We start from the raw sequence: 25569 nt of genomic DNA on the forward strand, positions 1-25569 counted from the left end.
CGATCAAGTGTCAGCCAAAGCGGTAAATATCCATCCCCAGTGCCCCCATGGTGAAACCCTTGTGCGCAACGCTGAACTCACCCCCGGCCGCGCGGGCAAAGTACAGCGGCAGCAGATGCTCGTCACTCGGATGGTTACGCACAGCATTCGGAGCTTGCTGACGATAGTCGTGCAATGCGGCTTCGTCGTTCGCTTCGAGTTTCTCGATCATCCAGTCGCGGAACGCCTTGGCCCAGGGTTCGACGCTTTCCGGGCCGGCATGCCAGTCCAGTTCGCGCAGGTTGTGGGTGATGCTGCCGGAACCGATCAACAGCACACCGTGCTCGCGCAGGCCGGTCAGCGCATGGCCGACACGGGTTTGCAGGGCTGGGCCGCCACGGGTGGGCAGCGAGACCTGCACCACCGGAATATCAGCTTGCGGATACATCAACGCCAAGGGCACCCAAACACCATGGTCGAACGGTCGCTGGCTGTCGATGCGCGCCGGCAGACCATCGGCTTTCAGCAGCTCGACCACCTCCGCCGCCAGTTGCGGATTGCCGGGGGCCGGGTATTGCACCTCAAACAAGGCCTGCGGAAAACCGCCAAAGTCGTGCCAGGTTTCAGGTTGGGGGTTGCCGCTGACCAGCAGTTCGCTGCTTTCCCAGTGCGCGGAAACCATCACGATGGCTTTAGGTTTTGGCAATGCCGCGGCCAGGCGCGCGAGAGCCGGCCCGCTGGCGCCAGGTTCCAGGGCTAGCATCGGGGAGCCATGAGAGATATACAGGCTGGGGAACATGAATGAGCTCCTGAGAGTAAGATGGCACCATCTTCAGTCAGATCATTGATCTAAATCTAATATAAGTTTTAGGGTCTTTTGATCGAATTTTTCGGGGTTAATTATGCAGCCGGAGTTTTGGCACAAACGATGGGCGTCGAATCAGATCGGCTTTCATCTGCCGGAAGTGAATCCTTATCTGCAACGGTTCTGGCCAGCGTTGAGCCTGGAAGAGGGCGCTCGCGTGCTGGTGCCGCTGTGTGGGAAAAGTCTGGATCTGTTGTGGCTGGCGCACCGAGGTCATGAGGTCTTGGGGATTGAGCTGTCGGAAAAGGCCGTTGAGGATTTCTTCAGTGAGCATCAATTTGACCCGGACGTCAGTGAGCAGGGGCCGTTCAAGGTCTACCGCGCCGGTTCAATCGAGTTGTGGTGTGGCGATTTCTTTGAGCTGACGGCAGGCGATGTCGCCGATTGCAGTGGGCTGTACGACCGCGCGGCGTTGATTGCCCTGCCGCCGGCAATGCGTGAGCAATACGCGGCTCATTTGATTCGGATTCTGCCGAAGGATTCTTTGGGGCTTTTGATTACGCTGGATTACGACCAGGCGCAAATGGCCGGGCCGCCGTTTGCTGTGCTTGATGACGAAGTGCAACGGTTGTTCGGCGATGTGTGGGCGCTGAAGATTCTGGAAGACCAGGACGTCCTGGGTGAGAGCTGGAAGTTTCTCGAGGCCGGTGTCACTCGGCTTGAGGAGCGGGTTTATCGGGTTTCCAGCGTATAGATTTGTGTTGTTGTACCGGCCCCATCGCGAGCAGGCTCGCTCCCACATTAGGCAGCGTCCACCTGAGCGACTCGGTCCACTGTGGGAGCGAGCCTGCTCGTGATGGGGCCAGAATGAGCACCACTACATTCAAGTAGACAAAAAAAGGCCCGCATTCACTGCGGGCCTTTTCTTTTAGTGCAGAGCCTGTCAGCCCCGACGGCGCAATGCGTCGATGCGTTCTTCCAGCGGCGGGTGGCTCATGAACATGCGGGCGAACCCTTGTTTGAGGCCACCGTTGATGCCGAAGGCATTCAGGGTGTCCGGCATGTGCACCGGCAGCCCTTGTTCTGCACGCAGACGCTGCAGCGCACCGATCATTGCGCTGGTACCCGCCAGGCGTGCACCGGCATCATCGGCCCGGAATTCGCGCTTGCGCGAGAACCACATGACGATGGCGCTGGCCAGGATGCCCAGGACCAGTTCGGCGAAGATGGTCGCTACGTAGTAGGCGATGCCTTGGCCTTCTTCGTTCTTGAAGATCACCTTGTCGACAAAGTTGCCGATGATCCGGGCGAAGAACATCACGAAGGTGTTCACCACGCCCTGGATCAACGCCAGGGTGACCATGTCGCCATTGGCCACGTGGCCGATTTCGTGGGCCAGAACAGCTTTCACTTCATCCGGCGAGAAACGCTCGAGCAAGCCCTGGCTGACCGCGACCAGTGCGTCGTTCTTGTTCCAGCCGGTGGCGAAGGCGTTGGCTTCATAGGCCGGGAAAATCCCGACTTCGGGCATCTTGATCCCGGCTTCGCGGGACAGTTGCTCGACCGTTTGCAGCAGCCATTGCTCGTGCCGGGTGCGCGGCTGGCTGATGATCTGGGTGCTGGTACTCATTTTCGCCATCCACTTGGAGATGAACAGCGAGAACAGGGAACCGGCGAAACCAAAGACCGCACAGAAAATCAGCAGCTGATTGAGGTTGAGATCAACCCCGTTGGCCGCCATGAACCCGTTGAAGCCGAAAAGGCTCAGGGTGATGCTGGCAATCAGCACGACCGCCAGGTTAGTGGCCAAAAACAGCAAAATGCGCATCATGGTTGTAGAAATCTCCTCGTGCTAAAGATGTAGCGTACTGCGGGGTATATAAGGTGCTGCACCGGGCTATTCAACCGAGTGACTATTTCAAACTGTGTCCTACAGCAACAGTCTAGCGGCTTGAAGGGCATTTCCGACGTCGGCATGGGAAACGGTTGTCAGCTAATTAGCCTCGCAGGCCCCCGCCGTTGTTAGGCGCGGGCATGAAACGTGTCATCAGTCAGCGCTTGAAACAACGATGCAGGGCAGGGTGCAAAGATATGTTGCTGAATTAATCACCGTGCGATTTTAACCAGCGTCGCACGGTGACAGGCCACTTACTGGCGATAGGATTTGAGGAAGTTACCGATCCGGCCAATCGCCTGGTCCAGGTCGTCGAGCCGTGGCAGGGTGACCACACGGAAGTGGTCCGGCCATGGCCAGTTGAAAGCCGTGCCCTGTACCACCAGCAGCTTCTCGGAGAGCAGCAGGTCGAGCACGAATTTCTCGTCGTTGTGGATCGGGCAGACTTTCGGATCGATCCGCGGGAACGCATACAGCGCGCCCATCGGCTTGACGCAGCTAACGCCCGGAATGTCGTTCAGCAGTTCCCAGGTACGATTGCGCTGTTCCAGTAGGCGCCCTTGCGGCAGCACCAGATCGTTGATGCTCTGATAGCCGCCCAGCGCGGTCTGGATGGCGTGCTGGCTCGGCACGTTGGCGCACAGGCGCATATTGGCCAATATGTCGATGCCTTCGATGTAGCTCTGGGCGTGATGTTTCGGACCGGAAATAGCGACCCAGCCGGAACGGAAGCCAGCCACACGATAGGACTTGGACAGACCGTTGAAGGTCATGCACAGCAAATCCGGCGCCAGCGAGGCAGTGCAGATGTGTACGGCGTCGTCGTACAGGATCTTGTCGTAGATCTCGTCGGAGAACACCACCAGATTGTGCTGACGGGCCAGTTCCAGCATGTCCAGCAGGACTTCTTTCGAGTACACCGAGCCGGTCGGGTTGTTCGGGTTGATGATCACCAGAGCCTTGGTGTTCGGGGTGATCTTGGCCTTGATGTCCGCCAGATCTGGCCACCAGTTGGCCTGTTCATCGCACAAGTAATGCACCGCATTGCCGCCCGCCAGGCTCACTGCGGCGGTCCACAGCGGGTAGTCGGGAGCCGGCACCAGCACTTCGTCGCCGTTGTTGAGCAGGGCCTGCATCGACATCACGATCAGCTCGGAAACGCCGTTGCCCAGGTAGATGTCTTCGATGCCGACGCCTTCCACCTGTTTTTGCTGGTAGTACTGCATCACGGCCTTGCGAGCGCTGAACAACCCCTTGGAGTCGCTGTAGCCCTGGGCGGTCGGCAGGTTGCGGATCACGTCTTGAAGGATTTCATCCGGCGCTTCGAAACCAAAGGGGGCCGGGTTGCCGATGTTCAGCTTGAGGATGCGATGGCCTTCCTCTTCCAGGCGTTTGGCGTGCTTGAGCACTGGGCCGCGAATGTCGTAGCAGACGTTGGCGAGCTTGTTCGATTTGCTGACCTGCATGGCGATGTGTTCCCGAAAATGAACGATCCAGGCGGCGTATGAACGACCGTACTGGGAATCCTGCGTATTCACACAGGCCTGACGCCTCGAATGGCGGCACTCATAATCCGTTTGAATGCGCGTGGTCTGGCTGCCAGACTGGCGTTTGACGAGGCGCAATCATACGTGCCGCCCGATCCGTGGAAAAGGTACAGATCGGGCTTTTTCAGCTGCTGAGGTGTAACAATGGAAAAGTTGGAAAAAACCCTGGAAGAATGGCGTGCAATGCTCGACCCGGAGCAGTACAACGTTTGCCGCCTCAAGGGCACCGAACGGCCGTTCTCCGGTAAGTACAACGACAGCAAGGTCGACGGTGTTTACCACTGCATCTGCTGCAACGAGCCGCTGTTCGACTCCAAGACCAAATTCGATTCCGGCTGCGGCTGGCCGAGCTTCTACGCGCCGATCGGCGACAGCGCGATGGTCGAGATCCGTGATGTCAGCCACGGCATGATCCGCACCGAAGTGGTCTGCGCCAAATGTGATGCCCACTTGGGGCATGTGTTCCCGGACGGTCCGCCGCCCACTGGCTTGCGTTATTGCATCAACTCGGTGTGCCTGGACCTCGTTTCCCGCGAATAATCTGCATCGTTGCGCAGGGTCGCGGATGTACCTTGCTTGACGTAGGAGCAGCCTTCGGCAGCTCCTTCGATGAGGAGCACGTGCGGGCATCTATTGATTTATTAAATTGCACACAATTCAATTGCTCGCTATGTTTGGTCTTTGTTCTTCCATTCGGAGTTCGTGCCATGAGTGACAACCTGCTGAGCATCCCTTGCACCACCATCAAGGGCGAGCAAAAGACCCTGGCCGATTTCGCCGGCAAAGCGGTGCTGGTGGTCAACACCGCCAGCAAATGCGGTTTCACACCGCAGTACAAAGGCCTCGAAGAGCTGTGGCAGACCTACAAGGATCAAGGCTTGGTGGTGCTCGGCTTTCCTTGCAATCAGTTCGGCAAGCAAGAGCCGGGCAACGAGGGAGCGATTTCCGAGTTCTGCGAGTTGAATTACGGGGTGAGTTTTCCGCTGTTCAAGAAGATCGAAGTGAATGGTGCCGACGCCCATCCACTGTTCGTTCAGTTGAAAAAGCGCGCACCGGGTGTGCTGGGTTCCCAAGGCATCAAGTGGAACTTCACCAAATTCCTGATCGGCAAGGACGGCAAATTGGTCAAGCGCTTTGCTCCGGCGACCAAACCGCAGGACCTGAGCCGCGAGATCGAAGCCCTGCTCAAATGAACACGTTGTCAGTTGATTCGCTGAAGCTCGACAGTCAGCTCTGCTTCAAGCTGTACGCCGCTTCTCGGGCGGTGATCCGTGCCTACAAGCCGATGCTCGATCAGTTGGGCCTGACCTACCCGCAATACCTGGCGATGCTGGTGTTGTGGGAATGGCAGGAGGCGGCGCCGGAGCAGCCGACGGTCAAGGCCTTGGGTGAGCGCCTGGCGCTGGATTCGGGAACCCTGACGCCGCTGCTCAAACGGCTTGAGCAACTGCAGATGGTGCAGCGTCAGCGTTCGGCGCGCGATGAGCGTGAGGTGCACTTGAGCCTGTCGCCCGCCGGCAAGGCGTTGCGCGATCAGGTCGGGCCGCTCAAGGCCCGACTGTTGTGCGATAGCGGCGTCGATCTTGATCGCCTGAATGATCTGCGCGATGGCCTCGATCACCTGCTGGGGCAGATCAAAGCGCTGTCGTAGTGGGTATCCACAAGTCGAGCAGGGCGGCCAGTTCTTCCCGGCGGAAGGGTTTCGCCAGGTAGTCACTCATGCCCGCCGCACGGCAGCGTTCGCGTTCTTCGGACATGGCGTTGGCGGTCAGGGCGACGATGGGCAACTGTGGCCAGCGCCCGCTGCGACGAATCTGCCGACTGGCTTCATAGCCATCCATCACCGGCATGTTGCAGTCCATCAGCACCAGATCGAATTCGCTCTCCTCAAGCTGATCCAGCGCTTCGCCGCCGTGGGCCGCGACGCTCACCTCGCAACCGAGCTTTCCGAGCATTCCCTTGGCCACCAACTGATTGACCGGGTTGTCCTCCACCAGCAGGATGCGTCCGCGTCGCTGGGGTGAGATGGCTTCGATCCGGGCACCGTTAATCGTGGTGAGTTCCGGCTGCAAGATCCGCCGCAATGCTTGGTAAAGCGCATTGCGCGCCAGAGGCCTCGCCTGTTGCTGCAAGGGCGCCAGGGCGTTGGCTTGCTCGCCGGGCAGGAAACTGCCGTAAGCGGTCACCAGCAGAATCGGCGCGGTGAAGCCAGGACGCAGGCCAAACAGGCATTCGGGACAGTCGGTGATCAGCGCATCCGGCTCCAGACCGATCAACCGGTCATCGATGGAACGCTGCTGATAGTCGAGCCCCCAGCCGGGCAGCAGACGGCTCAACAGTTCCGCCAGACCGCTGCTGGCGGCGGTGATCGCGACGATGTTGCCCCGCAGTGCTGCCGGGGAAATGGCCCGGGTATGGCAGGGCAGGGGCAGGTCGGCGCAGAACTGACTGCCGAATCCCGCTTCCGAGCTGATCGTCAGACGCCCCTGCATGGCTTCGCAGAGGCTATAAGTCAGCGCCAGACCCAACCCGGTCCCGCCGAATTGCCGGGTAATACCGGCACCGGCCTGGGTGAATGGCTGGAAGATTTTGACCTGCGCATCCTGGGCGATACCGATGCCAGTGTCGCAGACTTCGATCCGTACGCCGTCTTCGAACATAGAAAGACGCACATCGACCCGCCCGAAACGGGTGAACTTGAGGGCGTTGGACAACAGGTTGCTGACAATCTGCCGGACCCGGGTCGGATCGCCGAGCACCAGTGCGGGAAATTGCGGGTCGATCAGGCATGCCAACTCGACACTCGGCGCGGCGTTCTGGGACAGCAGGTTAGCGGTGTCTTCGATCAGCGAACCAAGGTCGAATGGAATGTGTTCGAGTTCGAGCTGGCCGGCATCGAACTTCGACAGGTCAAGAATATCGTTGAGCAGTTCCACCAGCACTTTGCCCGAGTCATGGGCGATGGACAGCTGTTGCTGCTGCTCGGCATTGAGCGGGCCGTCCAGCGAGAGCGCGATCATCCCCAGCAGACCGTTGAGGGGTGTGCGGATTTCATGACTCATGTTGGCCAGGAACACCGAGCGCGCTTCGGCCATGTCCAGGGCAGTGCTGCGGGCGACTTCCAGTTCCTCGTTGGATTGGCTGAGGCGTGTATTGATCGCCTTGAGTTCCGCGGTGCGGGCCGAGACGATGTTTTCCAGTTGCGAGAGGTAGTCGGTCAGACGGTTTTCAGCGTTGCGCCGTTGCTGGATTTCGGTGGCGATGTTTTCAAACTGCTGATTGGCGACCTTGACCAAGACCCCGATTTCATCGTTTTCATGCCCCGTCGGACACTCCAGCAACGTCGGTTCCGCGCTGCGCGGATCACGGCCACTGAGTTCGCGGATGACCCGCACCAGCGGTTTGGTCAGCATCACGTAAAACAGCGCCAGCAGAATGCCCGTGAGAATCAGGCTGCGCGCAAAGCCGTTGAGCAGGGTCACTTCGGCCCGGCGCAGGAAGCGGCTGCCGAAGGTGTAGGTGTCGACTTCCAGTTGCAAGGTCCCGAGGGATTCGTCCGGCAAGTGGTCCAGGTAAAGGCGGTCTGCGAATTGCCGGTTGGCGCCGAACAGGAAGTCGCTGATCATCCGGTCATTGTTTTCCAGGCCCGGACGTTTGACGCTGGCCAGCACGGTATTGTTGTTGTCGGTCAATTGCGCGCCGATGATTGCCGGGGAGCGCAGCAGCCCCATGGCCAGTTCCTGAGCGAGTTCGGCATCAATGTTGTAGGCGATGCGGGACGCAGGGTTATGGCTGATTTCCAGCAACGACAGTATTTCGCGGTTGATGGAGGCGTCTTCGCTGGCATAATCGATGCCTATTTGCAGCAGGCTGAGCAGCGTGCCCAGAATGAAACCGGCCAGCACCGTAACCCGGGCTTGTTTGTACGACAGCCGGTGGCTGAACTTGATATCCATGGGATGTTGAACCACTTCCGTTTCCCTTCGCTGCTCAAGCATAGTCGATCAATGGATACCGATGTTCTCGCAAAACACCTGTAGGGGGTGTAGATGCTGTGTTTCGTCGTTGTATCGCCATCATTACCGTGAACGTGCCCGAGGAGAAGACGTGGATTCCCGATTGAATGCTTTTCTTGAACGCGCCGATGCCGTTCTGGCCCGTATCGAGCCGCTGCTTCCCGCGCCTCGGCAAGCCATCGACTGGACGCACTGCCTGGCCGCACGCTGGCAGCGCGAGGGACGCAGCGGTTTTCTGTTGCCGCTGCAAGTCAGCCTCGACACGCGTTTGTCCGACCTGATCGGCGTTGACCGGCAACTGGAGCAATTGGGTCGCAACACCCGACAGTTCCTCGACGGCATGCCGGCCAACCACGCCTTGCTCTGGGGCTCGCGTGGCACTGGTAAATCTTCGCTGGTGCGCGCCTTGCTGTCGGAACACGCCAAAAGTGGCCTGCGGCTGATCGAGATCGAACGCGATCACTTGGCGGACTTGCCGCGCGTGGTCGAGCAGATCGCCAAATTGCCGCAGCGCTTTGTGCTGTTCTGCGATGACCTGTCGTTTGAATCGGGTGAGGGCGATTACCGTGTGCTCAAGAGCGTGCTCGATGGTTCTCTCGAACAGGCGCCAGACAACGTTCTGCTGTACGCCACTTCCAACCGCCGCCATTTGGTGCCGGAAAAGGAAAGCGATAACGAGAACTGGAAAAGGGTCGATGGCGAACTCCATCCCAGTGAGGCGGTGGAAGACAAGATCGCGCTGTCGGACCGTTTTGGTCTGTGGCTGTCGTTCTATCCATTTACTCAGGAGCATTTCCTCAACGTCGTCGAACACTGGATCGGCCAATTGGCTGACAAGGCCGGCCTTGAGTGGCGGCGTGACGAAGAGCTGGACATCCTCGCAGTGCGCTGGGCCACGGGCCGGGGCAATCGCAACGGACGTTGCGCGTATCAATTTGCCCGCTATTGGGTGGGGCTGAAGCTGTTGGAGCACAAGGCATGATTGATTTGCAAAAAAGCGGCCAAGGCCTTGAGGGCTATGGCTTGTTGTGGGCACAACTGGAATCGCTGCTGGCGGACGAGCGTGATTTCATCGCCAACGCCGCGCAGTTTTCAGCCTTTCTGTTCAACCAGCTCGACGATCTGAACTGGGCGGGTTTCTACCTTAATCGCAACGAAGAACTGGTACTTGGTCCGTTTCAGGGGCAAATCGCTTGCGTACGAATTCCATTCGGTCGCGGTGTGTGCGGGGCGGCGGCGGCCACCTTGCAAACTCAACGGGTCGAAGATGTACATGCGTTCCCCGGGCACATCGCGTGCGACAGTGCCTCGAACAGCGAACTGGTGGTGCCGCTGGTCAAGGACGGTAGACTGATCGGTGTGCTCGACCTCGACAGCCCGAAACTCGCGCGTTTTACCGCTGACGATCAGGCCGGTATCGAACAGCTGGCGACGATTTTCCTGCGTCTGACCGACTGCTGATCAGGCCATCAAGCCGGCCTTGATTAGCAGGCTTGACGGGTCGACCGCATCAATCTGTCGTGGGTCGAGAAAACGGTTGGCGTACTGCAAGTAGACTTCGTCGTTGATGAACAGCCCGAACAACTCAGCGTCAATGTGGGCGTCACGGCACATGGTGGCCATGATGCCCAGCGCTTCGCTCAAGGACTTGGCTTTCTTGTAGGGGCGATCGGCGGCGGTCAGCGCTTCGAAAATATCGGCAATCGCCATCATCCGCGCCGGCAAGCTCATGTCTTCGCGTTTCAACCGTTTGGGATAACCGGTGCCGTCCATTTTTTCGTGGTGGCCGCCAGCGATCTCCGCGATGTTATTGAGGTGGTCGGGGAAGGGCAGGTGATTGAGCATCAGAATCGTCTGCACCATGTGGTGATTGATGATGTAACGCTCCTCGCGGGTCAGGGTGCCTCGGGTGGTGCTCAGATTGTATAGCTCGCCCCGGTTGTACTTGTAGCACGGTACGTCGAGCTTGAACCCCCACGGATTATCGACCGGGATCAGTTCGCTGTCGGCTCGTTCGAGCAAGTGTTCGGGTTTATCCGCCAGCAGCGGCTCGCTGACCGGCAGAGTCAGCGTCGGGGTCCGGGCCTGGCGACGGTTCTCTTCCCACGAAACCCCCAGTCGATCATCCAGGGTTCGGGTCCAGGTGCGTTGGGCGATGGTGTTCAGGCGTTGCAGATCGGCCTCGGCCATGGCCTCGCTGCCGAGATTGCAGTGGGCGATGAACGCGAAATCATCATCCAGCGCCGCCAGGTTCGCATTGCGCAATTGCGCCAGATGCTGTTCGTCTCCTCCCAGGGCGATGGCCTGCCAATAGTTGATCCAGGCATCACGCTTGAGTACTTCGAAACGGGTGCGGATTTCGTGGATGCGGTCGTTCAGGGTCTCAAGCTTGGTGGCTTTGTCGACCACGTATTCAGGCGTCGTGACCTTGCCGCAATCATGCAGCCAGGCGGCGATGTGCAGGGTTTCCCATTCATCTTCGGTGGGCTGATAGCTGCTGAAGGCCGGGTCCTGGCTGGCTGCGGCTGCCTGCGCCAGCATCAGCACCAGTGCCGGCACCCGCTGGCAGTGCCCGCCGGTATAGGGACTCTTGGCATCGATCGCGCCAGCCAGCAGTTGAATAAATGAGTCCAGCAACTGCTTCTGCTTGGCTTGCAGGCGCTGACTTTCGATACTCACGGCGGCGGCACCGGAAACCGCCTGGAGAAACGCGATGCGGTCCGGGCGAAGTTTTTCCAGGTCGTCCTGCGTGCCGCTGTCGGCCAGCAGCAGGATCAGCAGCCCGACTGTTTCGTTATGACGATTGTGCAGCCGGATACCGATCAGATGAACCCGTGGGCACTCCAGTGCCAGCAAAACCTTCTGCAAATCCCCCGCCTCTTCAAAACCCAGGCTGGTGACGACATTGTCGGCGTTCGACAGTTTCTGCATCCATTGAGGGCTCTGCAGATCCTGAGGCGTGTGTCCTTGAATGGCGAATGACGGCAATGCCTGTGAGCTGCCATTGATGACTAACGCGTGAGGTTCCACGCGATCGTCATCACTTTCGCGCAGGTAGAGCAGACCGGCCTGGGCCTGGCCGATCTTCACGGTTTCAAACAGCACCCGTTGCAGCAGCGGGGCGAAACGCGTCTCGGCGCTCAGGCTGTCGGTGATCTGGAAAAAACTCGCCAGGGTGTCTTTCATACGCGCCATCGACACGCTCAATTGGTCGACTTCAAGCACTGGCGAGCGACGGGAGGCCGGAAAATTGAAATCGAAACTACGAATAGCATCGGCTTCCTGCACCAGGGCTCGCAAGGGTTTGACCAGGATTCTCGAGGTCAGCCAACCCATCGGCAGGCACAACAGCAGCGTCGCCAGGGTAATCAACGCGCCTTGCCAGCGCATGCGGTAGGCATCGACGAGCAATTCGTCCTCCGGCACCAGTAGTGCCAGTTGCAGTCCCTGCGGGCCACCCTCCTGGATGCTGCTGCGCGCCACGATCCATTGACGACCTGCGGCGTTCAATCGATTGATCTCGGCGGGGCTGGTGAGCAGCGCCGCGAGTGTGGGGCTCAGGTCTGCGGCTTTGGTCAACCGCGCCGTCTGGTCGTCGACAATCAGTTTGCTACTGTCGGGGTAGGCGATGGCATTCCCCTCGGCATCGAACAGCACAATTTCGGTACTGGGGGTCACCACATGTTCGGCCAGGGTCGCCGACAATTCAGCCAGCGTAAGGTCGGCCCCCATCACCGCATGCTCGCCACTGCTCCGGGCCAGTGTGGTGCCGACATTGTGGGTGGAGAAAAAAAGGTAGGGCGCGGTGGTGATCTGTTCGCGGTTGCCGCGGGCGCTGGAGAACCAGGCGCGGGCACGGGGATCGTAGGTTTCGTCGGGGTTGTCCTGACGACTGATGAGGGCCAGGTTCTGATCGAAAAACAATGATTGGGAGCGGATCTGACCGCTGCTTGAGTGTTCGATGCTCCATACCTGATACGCCGCCGTGTCGGGTGCCTTGACCAGTGTTTTCAGGGCTCCGGTCGGCAAAGGACGAACCATGAAGAAGTCGCCATTGCTGTAACCCAGATATAACGAGGCCAGATCGGGGTTGTCCTTGAGTGATTGGCTGAAGGGCTTGAGCAACGCCAGGCGCTGCTCAAGGTCGGGCGCCTGGGTCGCTGGAATATCCGCCAGCAGGCTCAGCAGATGGCGAATCGGCTGATAGATGCGATGCAGGTCCAGACGGACATCCTGCTCGATACGGTTGAAGAGTTTTTCGCTGCTGGAAAGAATGATCTGGGTGGTTTGCCGATAGTTGAAAATGCCCAGTACCACCCCGGTCAGTAACAACAGGAAGGTGAACATCACGCTGATATGGATGTGCAGAGGGAACCGGCGTTGATCCGGGCGCAGTGGGCTGGGCATTGCAGCTATCTCCATGATGATTAACACACTGCTCAGCCCCCAAGCATAGTTAATGCTCCTTCATTGTGCTTTTGTCATGGAGTGCCATCTGTTGTTGCAACGCCTGCTCGAGTTCGAGCATGGCGCGCTCCATGGATTTGCTGCAATCGGCCACTTTATCGGGATGGAACCTGTTGTTGCAGGCCTGTTCAAGCGCCTCGCAGCTGTCGATCAGTCGGGAGGCCTGGACGATTCGGGCCGCGCCCTTGATTTTGTGGGCAATGTCGAGGAATGACTGCCGGTCCTTTGACTCGGATAACGCCAGCAGCGCTTTGCGGTCCAGGTGGTTGCTGTTCAGCAGTTCGGTCAACAATCGCTGGTTGAGTGTCGGGTTGCCACCGGTCAACAGGTGCAGCCCCTCCAGGCTGAAGGCAGGCTCGCGGACCTTCGGCGTGATGCCTTCGACACATTGGCTCAAGGCCGTCAGGCTGAGGGGCTTGAACAGGCAATCGTCCATCCCGGCCAGTTTGCAGCGCTGTCTTTCCTCCGGCTGCGCGTTGGCGGTGAAACCCAAAACGGTACAGGGAGGGCGCTGCAGTTGCTGTTCATATTGGCGAATGGCACGGACCAGCTCATATCCATTCATGATCGGCATGTTGCAATCGGCAATCACCAGATCGAATGGCTGATTCTTCCATGCCTCGAACCCCTCCTCGCCATCCGCAGCGACGTTGAATCGATGCCCGAGAAACTCCAGTTGCTGGCACATGAGCAAGCGATTGGCCGGGTGATCATCGACCACCAGCACGTTCAAGGGGGCCGCGCTCGGGTGGATTCGCGGCTCGGCAGGTTCCGGCATCCGTTCCGTTGCCAGGGTGGCCAGGTTCAGCGAAACCCGAACCTGTGTGCCGACTCCCGGCTGACTGTTCAATTGCAGGCTGCCGCCCATCATTTCGCATAGATTGCGGCTGATCACCAAGCCAAGCCCCGCGCCGCCTCTGGCTGACTGGCTGGAGTTATCGGCCTGGACAAAAGGCTCGAATAACCGCTGTTGGTCCTGCTCGCTGATCCCTGCGCCACTGTCTTCAACCAGCAATTGCAGGTCAACTCGCTCGGGTTCGTCGGTCGGCTGCAACTCTACGTTGATCCTGACTTGGCCCTGTTGCGTAAACTTGATGGCATTGCTGATCAGATTGGACAGCACCTGCTTGAAGCGCATCGGGTCCAATAGGACATCAGTCGCCGGTTGGACAGGGCTGAATTGCAGTTGCAGCCCGAGATTTTTCTGCCGGGCCAGCCCGTCGAAAATCCGCACCACCGAGGCGACGGTTTCAGCCAGATTGACGCGCTCCGGGCTCAGGCTCAGACGCCCGGATTCGATGCGCGCAATATCGAGAATGTCCCCGATCAGTTCCAGCAGGTCTTTCGCTGAGTGGTATGCGACGTCGATGGCTGGTCGATCCGGATGACGGTGATCGATACGCTTGAGTGTCAGTTCGAGCATGCCGATGATTGCATTCATGGGCGTGCGGATCTCATGGCTCATGGTCGCCAGAAAGGTGCTTTTAGCTCGGTTGGCTTCATCGGCGCGCTCTTTCGCTGCCCGCAACTCATCAAACAGTTGCCGCCGTTCGCTGATATCGATCCAGCCGCCGATGATGCCTTGCACGTCCCCGCTCGAGTCTCGATAGGGAAGAATCCAGTGGTAAATCGTCAGTTTGCGGTCGTCGATGTGCAGCGGACGGTCGAGAATCAGTGGCGTGCCCTCGGCCATGACGCGTTGGTAGTCCGCCTGATATTCCCGTGCTTCGAAGGCGTTGCTGAAGCAGCCCTGCGTGACGCCTTTACCGATGATGTCTTCGCGTTTCGCGCAGAAGGTCTCCAGGTAACTATCGTTGCAGCTTTGCAGCAATCCCTGGCGATCACGCACATAAATGGGATGAGGTGTGCCATTGACCAGTGATCGCATGAATTCCAGTTGATCGTTCAATGCGCGTTCGGCTGCCTGACGCTGTTTTATCTGACGTCTCATATAGGCGTTCCAGGCAACGGATATCAGCAGTAAAACACCAGCGCCTGTAACGATCTGATAGAACACCCGGTGATAGTTGCGCCAAGTATTCTGCGAGGGCGTCGAGTAGCCACGCCAGCGGTTGTTAATGATGCCCAGTTCCTCCGGTGCAATGCTCAGCAGCGCCTTGTCGAGGATGGCATTCAGTTCTTTGGCGTCGCGCCCGGTCGCCAGGGAAAACGCTGCCTGTCGGGTGCCGATGGTGGTGCTGATCTGAAGTGTCTGTTCGAAGATCCGCGATGAGATGAAGTAGTTGGCGATCACCAGTGAGTTCACCGCACCTTCTGCCTGGCCCTCGACGAGCAACTCCACGGCGCTGAACGTGTCCGGGGTTTCAACCAGATTGATCCGCGGAAACTCGCTGCGCAGGTAATCCACCAGTGGATTGCCTTGGGCGATGGCCAGGCGTTTGTCCTGCAATTGCGTGAGATTTGTCGGGCTGTCGGCCGCTTTGCGCGTCAGCAGCACAAAGGAGTTTTCCAGATAGGGGCGGCTGAAATTCAACGTCGTTTCACGTTGGATGCTGGGGAGCAGGGCGGCGATCAGGTCAGCCTGATGGTTAGCGATCTGCTCGATCATCTCGTCATCGCTTCGGCTGCGCTGGATTTCGAAACGCAAACCGGTGCGCAATCTGATCAGCTCGAGCAGATCAGCCGTGACACCTCGAAAGTTGCCGTCGCTGTCGAAAAACGTCAGCGGCGCAAATGCTTCATTAACCACGACGCGCACAACCGGATGTTGTGCCAGCCAGCGTTCTTCACGGTGGCTGAGTTGCAGTTTGTGATCGGTGAGAAGAATGTCGCTGCCGGCACTCCAGCGTTTGGCAATGTTTTCTCGCTCGCTCGTGGGGATGGTCTTGAGTACCACGTTGATGATTGCAAGCAGAGTCGGGTTGTCTTTTTGCACGGCAAAGCTGAAACCATGGGCTTCGTGTTTACCGAAGTTGGCCATGCGGAGGTTGTTCAGATACCCCTTGTTGATCATGTAGTGGGTTGAAATGGTGTCGCCGAGAAAAACGTCGGCCTGGTCGAAGGCAACCGCATTGATCGCATTCTGGTAGGACGGATAGGAGGTAATGATGGCTTTCGGATACAGCGCCCTTACCTCATCCAGAGGCAGATAGTGATACACCATGCTGAGCCGCATGCCGGCAAGTCCATCGGTCAGCGATCTGGTTTCTCCTTCTCGTGTCACCAGTACGGGTTGATCCACCGCATAAGGCATGGATAAGGCAATGTCGGCGTTGTCGGCTTCGAACCCATTGGCGGTGCCGAGCATGTCGACCTGGCCTTTTTCCAGCGCCTCGATCGCGGCCCCCCGGGATGCGAAACGCTGCACCTTGATCGGCATCCCTGTGGCCTTGCCGAGGATACCTGCGTAATCGGCGGTCAAACCTTCATAGTCGTGGCCGCTGAGGGTCAGGTCGAAAGGAGGATAGTCCGGGGCCGATGTACCCAGGATCAATTCACGTTTGTCTTTTACCCATTGTCGTTGTGAGGTATCCAGTTGGACTTCCATGTGCCCGGCCGTCGAGCGACTGAGCAGGGAGTAATGCTCGCCGGCTGTCTTGGCCGCGAGTACTGAGGTGCTCAGGCATAAACCCGCGGCCATGAGTATTAGATGATCCTTCAAGCGGCTGGGCATCCTGTTTCTCACACTAACGCGTTACGTTTTGCCATATCGATGAGTTCAACCAGGGATTTGGCTTTGAGTTTCTGCATGAGTCGTTTCTTATAAGTACTGACCGTTTTGTTACTGAGAAACATGCCCTTGGCAATTTCTTTATTGGTGCGACCTTGGGCGAAAAGTTGTAATACCATCAGCTCTCGATCATTGACGGATTTAAACAATTCCAGGTCGGACCAGCGCGCGTCGTCACGACGAACAGGGTTCAAGGCTTGACTGGGAAAGTAGTTGTAACCTGATAAGACTGCTTTGATCGCACTCATCAGTTCACTGAGGTCTTCCTGCTTGCAGACATAGCCCGATGCGCCGGACTGCATGCAGCGAATACCGAAAAGTGTCGGGCACTGTGCAGTTAACACCAGTGTTTTTAAGGGGGTACTCATGGCGTTGAAACGGGAAAGAACTTCCAGCCCATCCAGTTTGGGAATGCTGATGTCGAGGATGATCAGGTCAGGCATGCATTCGCGAACCATCTGCATTGCATCGACCCCATTGTCAGTTTCGCCGACGACTTTGTAACCTTCATGTTCCAACAGCATTCGAACGGCAAGGCGGATAACAGGGTGATCGTCGACAATAAAAACGGAGTTCATAATCAAATCCCATACGTGCACAAATAAAGCGCGCACCTTAGCTCAGATAGTTGAGGCGCCGCATGAACTGAGGGGGCTGTAGCAGCAATACAGGAAAAGTCCTACAACCGAAGAAGAATCGGACTACGTATCAACTAGGTTTTGCATGAGGAAGGGCAAAAGTTTTGAGGGGTCGTCAAGAGATTGAAAATATTGAGTTAGAGGTGCGGGTCTTTATTTTTTGTAATGGTCTTAGTGTGTTTGGGTTCTTGTGTTTTTAGGATGAAGCCAAGGTCAACAAGTTTCTGAAGTCTGATTGTTTCAAAGGTTTGATCAAGTAACCGAGCAAGGGCAGTCCATGTTCGTGGGCCATTACTTTAAGTTGGTCCAGTTCGATGGATGTCAGGCTGCTCAAAAGTATTGCCTGCCTGATCATCCCCCGGTGACTGGCGTATTCGATCAAGTCAAGGCCCGGAAGGTCAGGCAGGCATTGGTCGCACAAAAGAATATCGAACGGTTGCGCAGCCTTGAGCATTTGTTGCAAGGCGGCTTCGGCACTGTCAGTGGCAGTCAATTGGGTGAAGCCATAACTCTCGAGCAGGTATTGAGTTGCTCGTAGCTGAAAGGGATGATCCTCCACCAGCAAGATGCGCCAATCATGTTTGAACATAGGTATTTTCATGCGTCATCTGTCGAGCAGGGGAGTGCGATTATTTCGCGAGACAGCCGAACAATCGATCAGTCCGCTCTGCACAGTGTGTAGGGCGATTCTGTCGACGTTGAAATACACATGAATGTCGAGACATTCGATCAGCCGTTCAGAGGCCTCTGACACGGCTAACCGATATGCTTCTATCCGTGGCTTGAACGACCGGTCATTTCCAGCGCCATTTCACTGGCATAGCTGTCGGTCATGCCGGCGATGAAATCAATCATGCGCAAGAAGGAGGTGTGCAAAGGGCCCTGAGGATCGGGTGCGTTGTTGCCCAACAGGTCGAGTATGCGGCGGTGCTTGAAGGATGGCGTGCGACCGTTGTGTTGCTCCAGTGCCGCGCCGCAAAAGGCGTTGAGCAGGATTTCCAGGGTGGTGTAGGCGCCGATTTCGTGGAGTGTCTTGCGCTTGTCCTGGAAGATTTTTTTGCGCGCCATGTCCTTGGCATTCAAGACGCAGCGTTTGGCGGGGCCATGCATATGTTCCACCAGGTCGCCAGGTAGCGTGCCGGCCAGCAGCGCGTCCTGTTGCTCGACGAAGGCTCGGGCTGCTGCGTTGGTCAGGTGTTCGATGGCTTTGCCCCGCAGGATCGCCAGTTTGCGCCGACGCGAATCCTGGGGACCGAGCTGGCGATAGGTTTCCGGGAGATCGTCGCCCACCAGGTCCAGCAGCAGGGACTCGACTTCGGCGTACTCCAACAGCTCCATCTCCAGGCCATCTTCCAGATCGATCAGCGCGTAGCAGATATCGTCGGCGGCCTCCATCAGGTACACCAGCGGATGACGCGCCCAACGCTGTTCTTCCAGTTGGGGCAGACCGAGTTTATGAGCGATCTGTTCCAGCAACGGCAGTTCGCTCTGATAGCAGCCGAACTTGTGCTTCTTGTAGCCCAGTGAGTCGGCGTGCCGAGCCGTCCACGGGTATTTCAGGTAGGTGCCCAGCGTGGCGTAGGTCAGCCGGGTTCCCCCTTCGAACTGGTGGTATTCAAGCTGGGTAAGCACCCGGAAACCTTGGGCATTGCCTTCGAAATTGAGGAAGTCATTGCGTTCGGCTTCGCTCATGGCATCCAGCCAGCCACGGCCTGCGGCCTGCTGGAACCAGTGGCGGATCGCGTCTTCACCAGAATGACCGAAGGGCGGATTACCAATGTCATGGGCCAGGCAAGCCGATTGCACCACCATGCCCAGGTCGCTCGGTTCGCACCAGTCGGGCAGGGCGCTGCGGATGGTTTCACCAACGCGCATGCCCAGCGAACGGCCGACGCAGCTGACTTCCAGCGAATGGGTCAGGCGCGTGTGGATATGATCGTTGCTGGAGACCGGATGGACCTGGGTCTTGCGCCCGAGACGGCGAAACGCGCCCGAGAAAATGATGCGGTCGTGGTCTTTATGGAAAGGGCTGCGGCCGAGTTCTTCCGGGCTGTGTACAGGCTTTCCGAGGCGTTCGCGGGTAAGCAGGGTTTGCCAATCCAAGGCTGGTTTCTCCGTCAGGTGACTGATCCCCTAGCTTCCCGGTTCAAGCGGGTCCCTGCAAGGAGAACTAGAGCCCTGCGGCATCGATATCGATGAGTAGCAGGCACTCACCGTTATCGGTAAATAGCCCGGCGGTCAGGCAGTACTGGACCTGGACACCAGGCACGCAGGGTTAACCTCTCGATAAAGAGGTTAATCCTGGTGATATTGAAAGAATGCAGCCAAACAGAACTGATTAATGTTTGCGCGAAGCGCTCTGCATGATCAGCTTGATCAGTGGCCCCAGCGTGACGCCCAGGCGAGCCAGCCGAGTCAGGCTGCCAATACTGCCACCCTTGGCACCTTTGCCGGTCAGAAAGCCCAACCCGATCACGGCCGCGATCCCCCAGAGCGGAGCGTGTTTGATGCCGAGACCGTCTTGCAGGTTTTGCGTCATGCCACGCACCCGTTGCAGAGGGTGCAGCAGGTGTTGGGATTCGTGGCGAATTTCCTGGCGATGCATTTCCATGCGCAGGCGGATCAGCGCTTTGCGCATTTCCGTGCGTGAGCTGTTGCGGGGAAGTTCAGACATGCTCATGGCAACAGACGCTCCCGATCATTGGCCAACTCTTCCAGGGTGCCATGGAAGGGCGAGGATTCATCGAAAATCGCTGCTCTCAAGCGCATCGCACAGAACAACGCTGCGAGGGTATAGAACACACAGAGCCCGATGATTGCTGCCAGGCGATAGGTGTCCCAAAACAGGATCAACACCAGCGTCGACAAGCCCACCAGCAACAACAAGGCAAAGACCAGCGTCAGGCCTGCAAACAGCAACAGGCTTACGGTGCGTGCTTTTTGTTCCTGCAATTCAATGCCGAACAGTTCGACATGACTGTGCAGCAGTCCAAGAAACGCGGCCCCGAGGCGCCGCGGTGATGAGCCGGTGCCCGTCGCGGACGGGTCGGATTCGCCGATCGCCATATCAGCGCCTAGTGGCTAGCAGGCCAATCAGGAAACCCACGCCAGCCGCGATTCCGACCGATTGCCATGGGTTGGCCTGGACGTAATCTTCCGTGGCGGTGACAGCGGCTTTGCCGCGCTCGCGCACAGAGTCTTCGGTCAATCTCAGGGTTTCCCGCGCGCGCAGCAGACTGTCATGGATCTGCTGGCGCAACTCATCGGCCTGATCGCCAGCCAGGGATTTGGTGTGTTCCAGCAACCTTTCAGTGTCGGTGACCAGCGTCTGAAAATCTTCCATCAGAACTTCTTGAGCAGTCTTTGCTGTGGTGCGTGCCATTGGTGATCTCCGTGAGTGGCTTCTGAAGCGTTCGAGTATGAGCCTTGCGTGAAGGTTCAGTACAAATGACTGGTACAACTTTTGCTGTGTCGTGGTGCGTCAGCCTGCGCCATTGCGCTGTTGCTGGGCATGATTTCAGGAAAACCTTAACTCAAATAATCAAAACTCGCGCAGAGACTGTGGTCTTGTGCGCCAAAGCGGTTCATCCAGATTAGCGCTGCTGTCTGGATGAGCTGCAACTTGGTGCGTCAGTCGTCCGCGCGAACTGCTTTGGTGCTTTTTTTCAGCCTTCAGGTCTGCCAATCCATGGAAAATCTGCAAAGTGCTGTGGACAGTCTGGTCCATAGCTCCAACACGTTGTTCATCCTTATCGGTGCGGTCATGGTCTTGGCCATGCACGCCGGTTTCGCCTTTCTCGAGGTGGGCACGGTTCGACAGAAGAACCAGGTCAATGCCTTGTCGAAGATCCTCAGCGACTTCGCCATTTCGACCCTGGCCTACTTCTTTATAGGCTATTGGATTTCTTACGGGGTTACTTTCATGCAGCCGGCGGCGGTGATTACTGCCGACCATGGCTATGGGCTGGTGAAGTTTTTCTTTCTGCTGACCTTTGCTGCGGCAATACCGGCAATCATTTCCGGAGGCATCGCCGAGCGCGCCCGGTTCGCCCCGCAGCTGTGCGCGACGGCGCTGATCGTGGCGTTCATCTATCCCTTCTTCGAAGGCATGATCTGGAATGGCAACTTTGGTCTGCAAGCGTGGTTGCTGGAACGTTTTGGCGCCAGCTTCCATGACTTTGCAGGCTCTGTGGTGGTTCACGCCATGGGCGGCTGGCTGGCACTCGCGGCGGTATTGTTGCTCGGCCCAAGGCAAGGTCGTTATCGCGATGGGCGACTCGTGGCATTCGCACCGTCGAGCATTCCCTTTCTCGCGTTGGGTTCGTGGATTTTGATCGTCGGCTGGTTCGGCTTCAACGTGATGAGCGCTCAGACCCTGCAAGGGGTCAGCGGGTTGGTGGCGGTGAACTCGCTGATGGCCATGGTCGGCGGCACCGTGGCGGCGTTGATCGTCGGGCGCAATGACCCGGGCTTCCTGCATAACGGCCCATTGGCCGGGTTGGTGGCGATCTGTGCCGGATCGGATCTGATGCACCCGGTGGGTGCGTTGGTGACTGGTGCCGTCGCCGGGGCACTGTTTGTCTGGTGCTTTACTGCGGCTCAAGGCAAATGGCGCATCGATGATGTGCTGGGCGTCTGGCCTCTGCATGGACTGTGTGGTGTCTGGGGCGGGATCGCTTGTGGCATTTTTGGTCAAACCGCCGTGGGTGGTTTGGGGGGCGTGAGCCTGATCAGTCAGTTGATCGGCACTTCTCTGGGGGTGATTGTGGCGCTGGCCGGCGGTTTTGCGGTGTATGGCGCGATCAAGGCGTTCCATGGTCTGCGCCTGAGCCAGGAAGAGGAGTATTACGGCGCGGACTTGTCGGTGCACAAGATCGGTGCCGTAAGTCAGGATTGAATTACTGTTCCTCATCGTCAGCGCCAGGGTAAAAACCGTGCAGCAGGCGATAGCGGTCACGCCGTACCTGGTCGACCCGGTCTCGCACCTGTTGGCCGGGTATGCCCAGCATGATCAGCGCGTGGGAGGCGAGCATCAGGCTGGACTCCAGCAACTCGGGTACGACTTCGCTGGCGCCAGCGGCCATTAACTCGGCCAACTGACTGTCGTCCCGTGTGCGCACCAGGATCGACACGCTCGGGTTGAACCGGCGTGCCTCCTTGAGTATCAACAGTGCGATGTCCGTCTTGTCCACGGCGACCACCAGCAGTCTGGCGCGTTCCAGCCCTATCGCGACCAGCAGCTCGCCGCGACGTGAGTCGCCGTAATGAACACAGCTTTCATTGACGGCTGCTTCCTGAACCCGCACCGGGTCGATATCCAACGCAATGTAAGGTTGATCTATATTACGCAGGACGCGCCCGATGGACTGGCCTACACGGCCGTAGCCACAGATCACTACGTGATTGTGCAAGCCTGCATTGAGCGCGCTGATTTCTTCGAGTTCGGCTTCTTCGTTGGGCTTGTGGTGCAGACGTGTGGCGATGTGGGGAGCGGCGCGCAGCAGTAAAGGCGTCACCAGCATCGAGCAGAACGTGGCGGCCAGCAGCAGGCCACCGAAGTCGGCGGGCATCAAATTGTTCTGCTGCATCTGCGCCATCAGGGCAAAGCAGAATTCGCCCCCTTGAGCCAATGCCAGGCCGCTGCGCCAGGCGGTTTCGGCATCGCTGCCGCGCCATTTGACTAGCAACGCGACCACGGTACCTTTGATCAGCAGCAACCCCAGCGTCAGGCCGAGAATCAGCAGACCGTGGCTGGCAAACAACCGCAAGTCGATCAGCATGCCGATACTGACGAAGAACACCCCGAGCAGGATATCGCGGAACGGTCGGATGTCCGCCTCGATCTGATGTCGGTAGTGACTTTCCCCCAGTAGCATACCGGCCAGAAAGGCGCCCAGGGCAGGGGAGAGGCCGAGCAGGTGAGTCAGCCAGGCCGTCAGCAAAACGATCACCAGCGCCAACAGCACGAACAGCTCTGCGGACCGGGACGCGGCGACTTCATGGAACAGCCGTGGCAGAAACCAGCGACTGACCAGCAGCAGACCGACGAACAGCACCATGGTCTTGCCCAGCGTCAATGGCAGCGCCCAATACCAGACCTGGTCGCTGGTGCCGGCGAACACCGGCACCAGGGTCAGTAGCAACACCGCGACCACGTCCTGGAACAACAGCACGGCGATGGCATTCTGGCCGTGGCGGCTGAAAAGTTCACCGAGGCTGCTCAACTCTTTGCTGACAATGGCGGTGGACGACAGCGCCAAACCGGCACCCAGTAACAGTGCTGGCGTGGTCGGCATGCCGAACAGCATCAGCAACCCTCCCAGCACCGTCCCGGAACCCAGCACCTGCAGGCTGCCCAGGCCAAATACCACCTGGCGCAGTGCGAGCATTTTCGACAGGGAAAACTCAAGCCCGAGGGAGAATAGCAAGAACACCACACCCAACTCGGCAAGGTCGGGCAACTCTTCGCTTTCATTCACCCAGTTGAACGCTGTCGGCCCGATCATCAGCCCCACGCACAGGTAGCCCAGCACCGGTGGCAAGCGCAGGCGCTGGAACAGTGCAATCACCACTAGAGAGGAGGCGAGGATGATCAACAGATTGGCGAACACAAAAAACTCCAGTGAAGTTCAGGCTACTCAAGCGTAGAAGTAAAAAAGACGCGAGCATCGCGCAAGTGCCGGTTGAGGCGAATGATTTGCATCAGGAGTTTGCCGAAATCTCTTGAAATCGGCCATCGCTCAGGCAGGTGGGGGCATTGGCTCGACTGCTTTTGATCGCGGGCCTAGAATGAGCGCTTACTTCGATGGGTCTTGTCGTCATGCCTCCTGAATGTCGCCTGTTTGGCACCCTTGGTTGCCATCTTTGTGAAGTCGCCGAAGCACTTCTGATGCCCTTTGTCGAAAACGGTTTGTTGGTGGAGTTGGTCGACATCGCGGAAAACGAAGACTGGGTCGAAGACTATGGTTTGCGTATACCGGTGCTGCGACGTCTTGATAACGGCGCTGAACTCGATTGGCCCTTCGATGCGGATCAGGTCGTCGCGTTCCTGAGCCGTGACGCCAGCTGAAGACGACCCACCCGTCGCGGTCCTCGTTTCACCCATTGGCGAAAGGTGAGCTATTCGGTTACTGTATGTGTATACAGCTATTCCGATTGCCTGCCATGCTTTTCCCGGTTTTGGGTTTAGGCCGGCGATCCCGGACGTCAGAGGGATGAACCTTGGTCAATGTCGAACAATTGAAGAACAGCGTGAACCGGATGTCGGCGGACGTGGTGCGCGAGGCCGTCCTCGAATTGCGTTTGGATGGCCTGGTCACGGAGGGAAAAACGCCCTTCAACAAATTGCATTTCAATACCTGCTTCGCCGAAATCGAAGCCTTGTTCCAGCGTGCGGGCTACCACCGGCAGCTGGATGTCGTGGGCTATCAGGGTTTGTTGTATGCGCTTTATGATCCGGGTCGCTGGGAAGCGGTCGATGTGCTGCGCTGGCTCAAGGAGTTCACCGAAGCGGCCGCTCGCACACAGTCGATACCGGCCTGAAGATTCTCTTCTAGGTTCGTTCCGGCCACTGTTGGATAATGCCGCCCTGCATTGAGGGTTAGAGCTTTTCGTATGTCCATTTCATCTTTTTCTGCTGCACATAACCAGGCCAGCACGCTCTACCTGCCGCCGGGGCCGTGGCAGACCGTACTCGATTGCCTGTGCGAGCACTTCAGCGCCATCGGTCGTGAACAATGGCTGGACAGAATTGCTCGCGGTCGTGTCCTCGATGGGCAAGGCCTGCCGATCGCCTTGGACCTGCCTTACAAGGAAGGTCTGCGGATTCATTATTTCCGTGAAGTACCGGACGAAAAACCGATCCCGGTAGTAGAGTCGATCCTTTATGCCGACGAGCATTTGGTGGTCGCGGACAAACCACACTTTCTGCCCGTGACTCCTGCCGGCGAATACGTTGAGCAGACGCTGCTGCGGCGGCTGATCCGTCGACTGGATAACCCGCATTTGGTGCCTTTGCATCGCATTGATCGGCATACAGCCGGGTTGGTGTTGTTTTCAGCCAATCCTCAGAGTCGGTCGGCCTATCAGTCATTGTTTCCTACACGCCAGATCGAAAAGCGCTACGAAGCAATTGCCCGGGCATTGCCTGAGCACTCCTTCCCGCTGGTCCATAAAAGTCGACTTATCGATGGCGAGCCGTTTTTTCGCATGCAAGAAGGTCCGGGCGTCAGCAATACCGAGACGGCTGTCGAGGTCAGGGAAAAAAACGGTGAACTCTGGCGTTATGCGCTGTACCCGGTGACGGGCAAGAAACATCAGTTGCGAGTTCACATGACAGCCCTGGGAGCCAGCATCTGCAATGATCCGTTCTATCCGCAGGTGCTCAAGGACGTTGAAGATGACTATGCCAACCCCTTGAAGCTGTTGGCCCAGGGGCTGCGATTTGTCGATCCGGTCACTGGGCAGGAAAGAGAATTCGAAAGCACTATCACCTTGCAGTGGTAATCACAGGGCTAACGACTCTGCTTTTCT

The 25569-nt window shown here is 57.9% G+C and carries 23 protein-coding genes; 10 read left to right on the plus strand and 13 right to left on the minus strand.

What is annotated here, in order from left to right; translation table 11 throughout:
- Positions 1-10: 10 nt before the first annotated feature.
- On the minus strand, positions 11-778 hold the full coding sequence (locus AB4O41_RS25390; RefSeq protein ID WP_460145152.1) for a DODA-type extradiol aromatic ring-opening family dioxygenase: 768 nt from the start codon (positions 776-778) through the stop codon (positions 11-13).
- A gap of 103 nt (positions 779-881) precedes the next feature.
- Here AB4O41_RS25390 and AB4O41_RS25395 point away from each other — a divergent pair, with 103 nt between their 5' ends.
- Positions 882-1538, plus strand: a complete 657-nt coding sequence (locus tag AB4O41_RS25395; protein ID WP_460145153.1) for a thiopurine S-methyltransferase — start codon at positions 882-884, stop codon at positions 1536-1538.
- Positions 1539-1727: 189 nt separating this feature from the next.
- On the opposite strand, the gene htpX is transcribed toward AB4O41_RS25395, so the two are convergent.
- Positions 1728-2615: a protease HtpX gene (gene htpX / locus AB4O41_RS25400; RefSeq protein WP_008075669.1), complete on the minus strand. Its 888-nt coding sequence runs from the start codon at positions 2613-2615 to the stop codon at positions 1728-1730.
- Positions 2616-2932: 317 nt separating this feature from the next.
- Positions 2933-4144, minus strand: coding sequence for a pyridoxal phosphate-dependent aminotransferase (locus AB4O41_RS25405; protein ID WP_460148420.1), 1212 nt, complete (start codon positions 4142-4144; stop codon positions 2933-2935).
- A gap of 225 nt (positions 4145-4369) precedes the next feature.
- On the opposite strand from AB4O41_RS25405, the gene msrB reads away from it, so the two are divergent.
- The 3 genes from msrB (at position 4370) to AB4O41_RS25420 (ending at position 5876) form a co-directional block, all read left to right on the plus strand.
- Positions 4370-4765: a peptide-methionine (R)-S-oxide reductase MsrB gene (gene msrB / locus AB4O41_RS25410; RefSeq protein WP_460145154.1), complete on the plus strand. Its 396-nt coding sequence runs from the start codon at positions 4370-4372 to the stop codon at positions 4763-4765.
- A gap of 167 nt (positions 4766-4932) precedes the next feature.
- Complete coding sequence (locus AB4O41_RS25415) at positions 4933-5418, plus strand: glutathione peroxidase (RefSeq protein ID WP_460145155.1); 486 nt, start codon at positions 4933-4935, stop codon at positions 5416-5418.
- On the plus strand, positions 5415-5876 hold the full coding sequence (locus AB4O41_RS25420) for a MarR family winged helix-turn-helix transcriptional regulator (protein WP_123357686.1): 462 nt from the start codon (positions 5415-5417) through the stop codon (positions 5874-5876). Before AB4O41_RS25415 ends, AB4O41_RS25420 begins: the two co-directional genes overlap by 4 nt.
- On the opposite strand, the gene AB4O41_RS25425 is transcribed toward AB4O41_RS25420, so the two are convergent.
- On the minus strand, positions 5860-8181 hold the full coding sequence (locus AB4O41_RS25425) for a hybrid sensor histidine kinase/response regulator (protein ID WP_460145156.1): 2322 nt from the start codon (positions 8179-8181) through the stop codon (positions 5860-5862). The genes AB4O41_RS25420 and AB4O41_RS25425 overlap by 17 nt on opposite strands.
- A gap of 151 nt (positions 8182-8332) precedes the next feature.
- On the opposite strand from AB4O41_RS25425, the gene AB4O41_RS25430 reads away from it, so the two are divergent.
- Both AB4O41_RS25430 and AB4O41_RS25435 read left to right on the plus strand, forming a co-directional pair.
- The gene (locus tag AB4O41_RS25430) at positions 8333-9223 is read left to right on the plus strand and encodes an ATP-binding protein (RefSeq protein WP_460145157.1); all 891 of its coding nucleotides are present in this window, start codon (positions 8333-8335) and stop codon (positions 9221-9223) included.
- Positions 9220-9702: a GAF domain-containing protein gene (locus tag AB4O41_RS25435; protein WP_460145158.1), complete on the plus strand. Its 483-nt coding sequence runs from the start codon at positions 9220-9222 to the stop codon at positions 9700-9702. The genes AB4O41_RS25430 and AB4O41_RS25435 overlap by 4 nt, the downstream gene beginning before the upstream one ends.
- On the opposite strand, the gene AB4O41_RS25440 is transcribed toward AB4O41_RS25435, so the two are convergent.
- The 8 genes from AB4O41_RS25440 to AB4O41_RS25475 form a co-directional block, all read right to left on the minus strand.
- The gene (locus tag AB4O41_RS25440) at positions 9703-12648 is read right to left on the minus strand and encodes an HD domain-containing phosphohydrolase (RefSeq protein ID WP_460145159.1); all 2946 of its coding nucleotides are present in this window, start codon (positions 12646-12648) and stop codon (positions 9703-9705) included.
- Positions 12649-12697: 49 nt separating this feature from the next.
- On the minus strand, positions 12698-16342 hold the full coding sequence (locus AB4O41_RS25445) for a transporter substrate-binding domain-containing protein (RefSeq protein WP_460145160.1): 3645 nt from the start codon (positions 16340-16342) through the stop codon (positions 12698-12700).
- 8 nt (positions 16343-16350) lie between these two features.
- On the minus strand, positions 16351-16977 hold the full coding sequence (locus AB4O41_RS25450; protein WP_367372443.1) for a response regulator: 627 nt from the start codon (positions 16975-16977) through the stop codon (positions 16351-16353).
- 256 nt (positions 16978-17233) lie between these two features.
- The gene (locus AB4O41_RS25455; RefSeq protein WP_460145161.1) at positions 17234-17638 is read right to left on the minus strand and encodes a response regulator; all 405 of its coding nucleotides are present in this window, start codon (positions 17636-17638) and stop codon (positions 17234-17236) included.
- Positions 17639-17808: 170 nt separating this feature from the next.
- Positions 17809-19140 (minus strand): deoxyguanosinetriphosphate triphosphohydrolase, encoded by a 1332-nt coding sequence (locus tag AB4O41_RS25460; protein ID WP_367372441.1) that lies wholly within the window; start codon positions 19138-19140, stop codon positions 17809-17811.
- 235 nt (positions 19141-19375) lie between these two features.
- Positions 19376-19717, minus strand: coding sequence for a hypothetical protein (locus AB4O41_RS25465; RefSeq protein WP_460145162.1), 342 nt, complete (start codon positions 19715-19717; stop codon positions 19376-19378).
- Complete coding sequence (locus tag AB4O41_RS25470; protein ID WP_367372439.1) at positions 19714-20103, minus strand: phage holin family protein; 390 nt, start codon at positions 20101-20103, stop codon at positions 19714-19716. The genes AB4O41_RS25465 and AB4O41_RS25470 overlap by 4 nt, the downstream gene beginning before the upstream one ends.
- 1 nt (position 20104) lies before the next feature.
- The gene (locus AB4O41_RS25475) at positions 20105-20419 is read right to left on the minus strand and encodes an ElaB/YgaM/YqjD family protein (RefSeq protein WP_008009371.1); all 315 of its coding nucleotides are present in this window, start codon (positions 20417-20419) and stop codon (positions 20105-20107) included.
- Between the two features lie 306 nt (positions 20420-20725).
- Here AB4O41_RS25475 and AB4O41_RS25480 point away from each other — a divergent pair, with 306 nt between their 5' ends.
- The gene (locus AB4O41_RS25480) at positions 20726-21934 is read left to right on the plus strand and encodes an ammonium transporter (protein WP_460145163.1); all 1209 of its coding nucleotides are present in this window, start codon (positions 20726-20728) and stop codon (positions 21932-21934) included.
- Between the two features lies 1 nt (position 21935).
- On the opposite strand, the gene AB4O41_RS25485 is transcribed toward AB4O41_RS25480, so the two are convergent.
- Positions 21936-23648: a cation:proton antiporter gene (locus AB4O41_RS25485; RefSeq protein WP_460145164.1), complete on the minus strand. Its 1713-nt coding sequence runs from the start codon at positions 23646-23648 to the stop codon at positions 21936-21938.
- A 209-nt stretch (positions 23649-23857) separates the two neighbouring features.
- On the opposite strand from AB4O41_RS25485, the gene AB4O41_RS25490 reads away from it, so the two are divergent.
- The 3 genes from AB4O41_RS25490 to AB4O41_RS25500 all read left to right on the plus strand — a co-directional run bounded on the left by AB4O41_RS25490 (position 23858) and on the right by AB4O41_RS25500 (position 25542).
- On the plus strand, positions 23858-24106 hold the full coding sequence (locus AB4O41_RS25490) for a glutaredoxin family protein (RefSeq protein ID WP_095055481.1): 249 nt from the start codon (positions 23858-23860) through the stop codon (positions 24104-24106).
- 152 nt (positions 24107-24258) lie between these two features.
- The gene (locus AB4O41_RS25495; RefSeq protein WP_007895054.1) at positions 24259-24579 is read left to right on the plus strand and encodes a hypothetical protein; all 321 of its coding nucleotides are present in this window, start codon (positions 24259-24261) and stop codon (positions 24577-24579) included.
- Between the two features lie 72 nt (positions 24580-24651).
- Entirely contained in the window at positions 24652-25542 is an 891-nt protein-coding gene (locus tag AB4O41_RS25500) for a pseudouridine synthase (protein ID WP_123357674.1), read from the plus strand.
- Positions 25543-25569: the final 27 nt, after the last annotated feature.

The sequence above is a fragment of the Pseudomonas sp. S2_A02 genome (genome assembly GCF_054668495.1).

Coding starts and splice junctions, on each gene's coding strand:
- AB4O41_RS25390 (WP_460145152.1), bottom strand. CDS start 778: ATGTTCCCCAGCCTGTATATCTCTCATGGCTCCCCGATGCTAGCCCTG.
- AB4O41_RS25395 (WP_460145153.1), top strand. CDS start 882: ATGCAGCCGGAGTTTTGGCACAAACGATGGGCGTCGAATCAGATCGGC.
- htpX (WP_008075669.1), bottom strand. CDS start 2,615: ATGATGCGCATTTTGCTGTTTTTGGCCACTAACCTGGCGGTCGTGCTG.
- AB4O41_RS25405 (WP_460148420.1), bottom strand. CDS start 4,144: ATGCAGGTCAGCAAATCGAACAAGCTCGCCAACGTCTGCTACGACATT.
- msrB (WP_460145154.1), top strand. CDS start 4,370: ATGGAAAAGTTGGAAAAAACCCTGGAAGAATGGCGTGCAATGCTCGAC.
- AB4O41_RS25415 (WP_460145155.1), top strand. CDS start 4,933: ATGAGTGACAACCTGCTGAGCATCCCTTGCACCACCATCAAGGGCGAG.
- AB4O41_RS25420 (WP_123357686.1), top strand. CDS start 5,415: ATGAACACGTTGTCAGTTGATTCGCTGAAGCTCGACAGTCAGCTCTGC.
- AB4O41_RS25425 (WP_460145156.1), bottom strand. CDS start 8,181: ATGGATATCAAGTTCAGCCACCGGCTGTCGTACAAACAAGCCCGGGTT.
- AB4O41_RS25435 (WP_460145158.1), top strand. CDS start 9,220: ATGATTGATTTGCAAAAAAGCGGCCAAGGCCTTGAGGGCTATGGCTTG.
- AB4O41_RS25440 (WP_460145159.1), bottom strand. CDS start 12,648: ATGCCCAGCCCACTGCGCCCGGATCAACGCCGGTTCCCTCTGCACATC.
- AB4O41_RS25445 (WP_460145160.1), bottom strand. CDS start 16,342: ATGCCCAGCCGCTTGAAGGATCATCTAATACTCATGGCCGCGGGTTTA.
- AB4O41_RS25450 (WP_367372443.1), bottom strand. CDS start 16,977: ATGAACTCCGTTTTTATTGTCGACGATCACCCTGTTATCCGCCTTGCC.
- AB4O41_RS25455 (WP_460145161.1), bottom strand. CDS start 17,638: ATGAAAATACCTATGTTCAAACATGATTGGCGCATCTTGCTGGTGGAG.
- AB4O41_RS25465 (WP_460145162.1), bottom strand. CDS start 19,717: ATGAGCATGTCTGAACTTCCCCGCAACAGCTCACGCACGGAAATGCGC.
- AB4O41_RS25470 (WP_367372439.1), bottom strand. CDS start 20,103: ATGGCGATCGGCGAATCCGACCCGTCCGCGACGGGCACCGGCTCATCA.
- AB4O41_RS25475 (WP_008009371.1), bottom strand. CDS start 20,419: ATGGCACGCACCACAGCAAAGACTGCTCAAGAAGTTCTGATGGAAGAT.
- AB4O41_RS25480 (WP_460145163.1), top strand. CDS start 20,726: ATGGAAAATCTGCAAAGTGCTGTGGACAGTCTGGTCCATAGCTCCAAC.
- AB4O41_RS25490 (WP_095055481.1), top strand. CDS start 23,858: ATGCCTCCTGAATGTCGCCTGTTTGGCACCCTTGGTTGCCATCTTTGT.
- AB4O41_RS25500 (WP_123357674.1), top strand. CDS start 24,652: ATGTCCATTTCATCTTTTTCTGCTGCACATAACCAGGCCAGCACGCTC.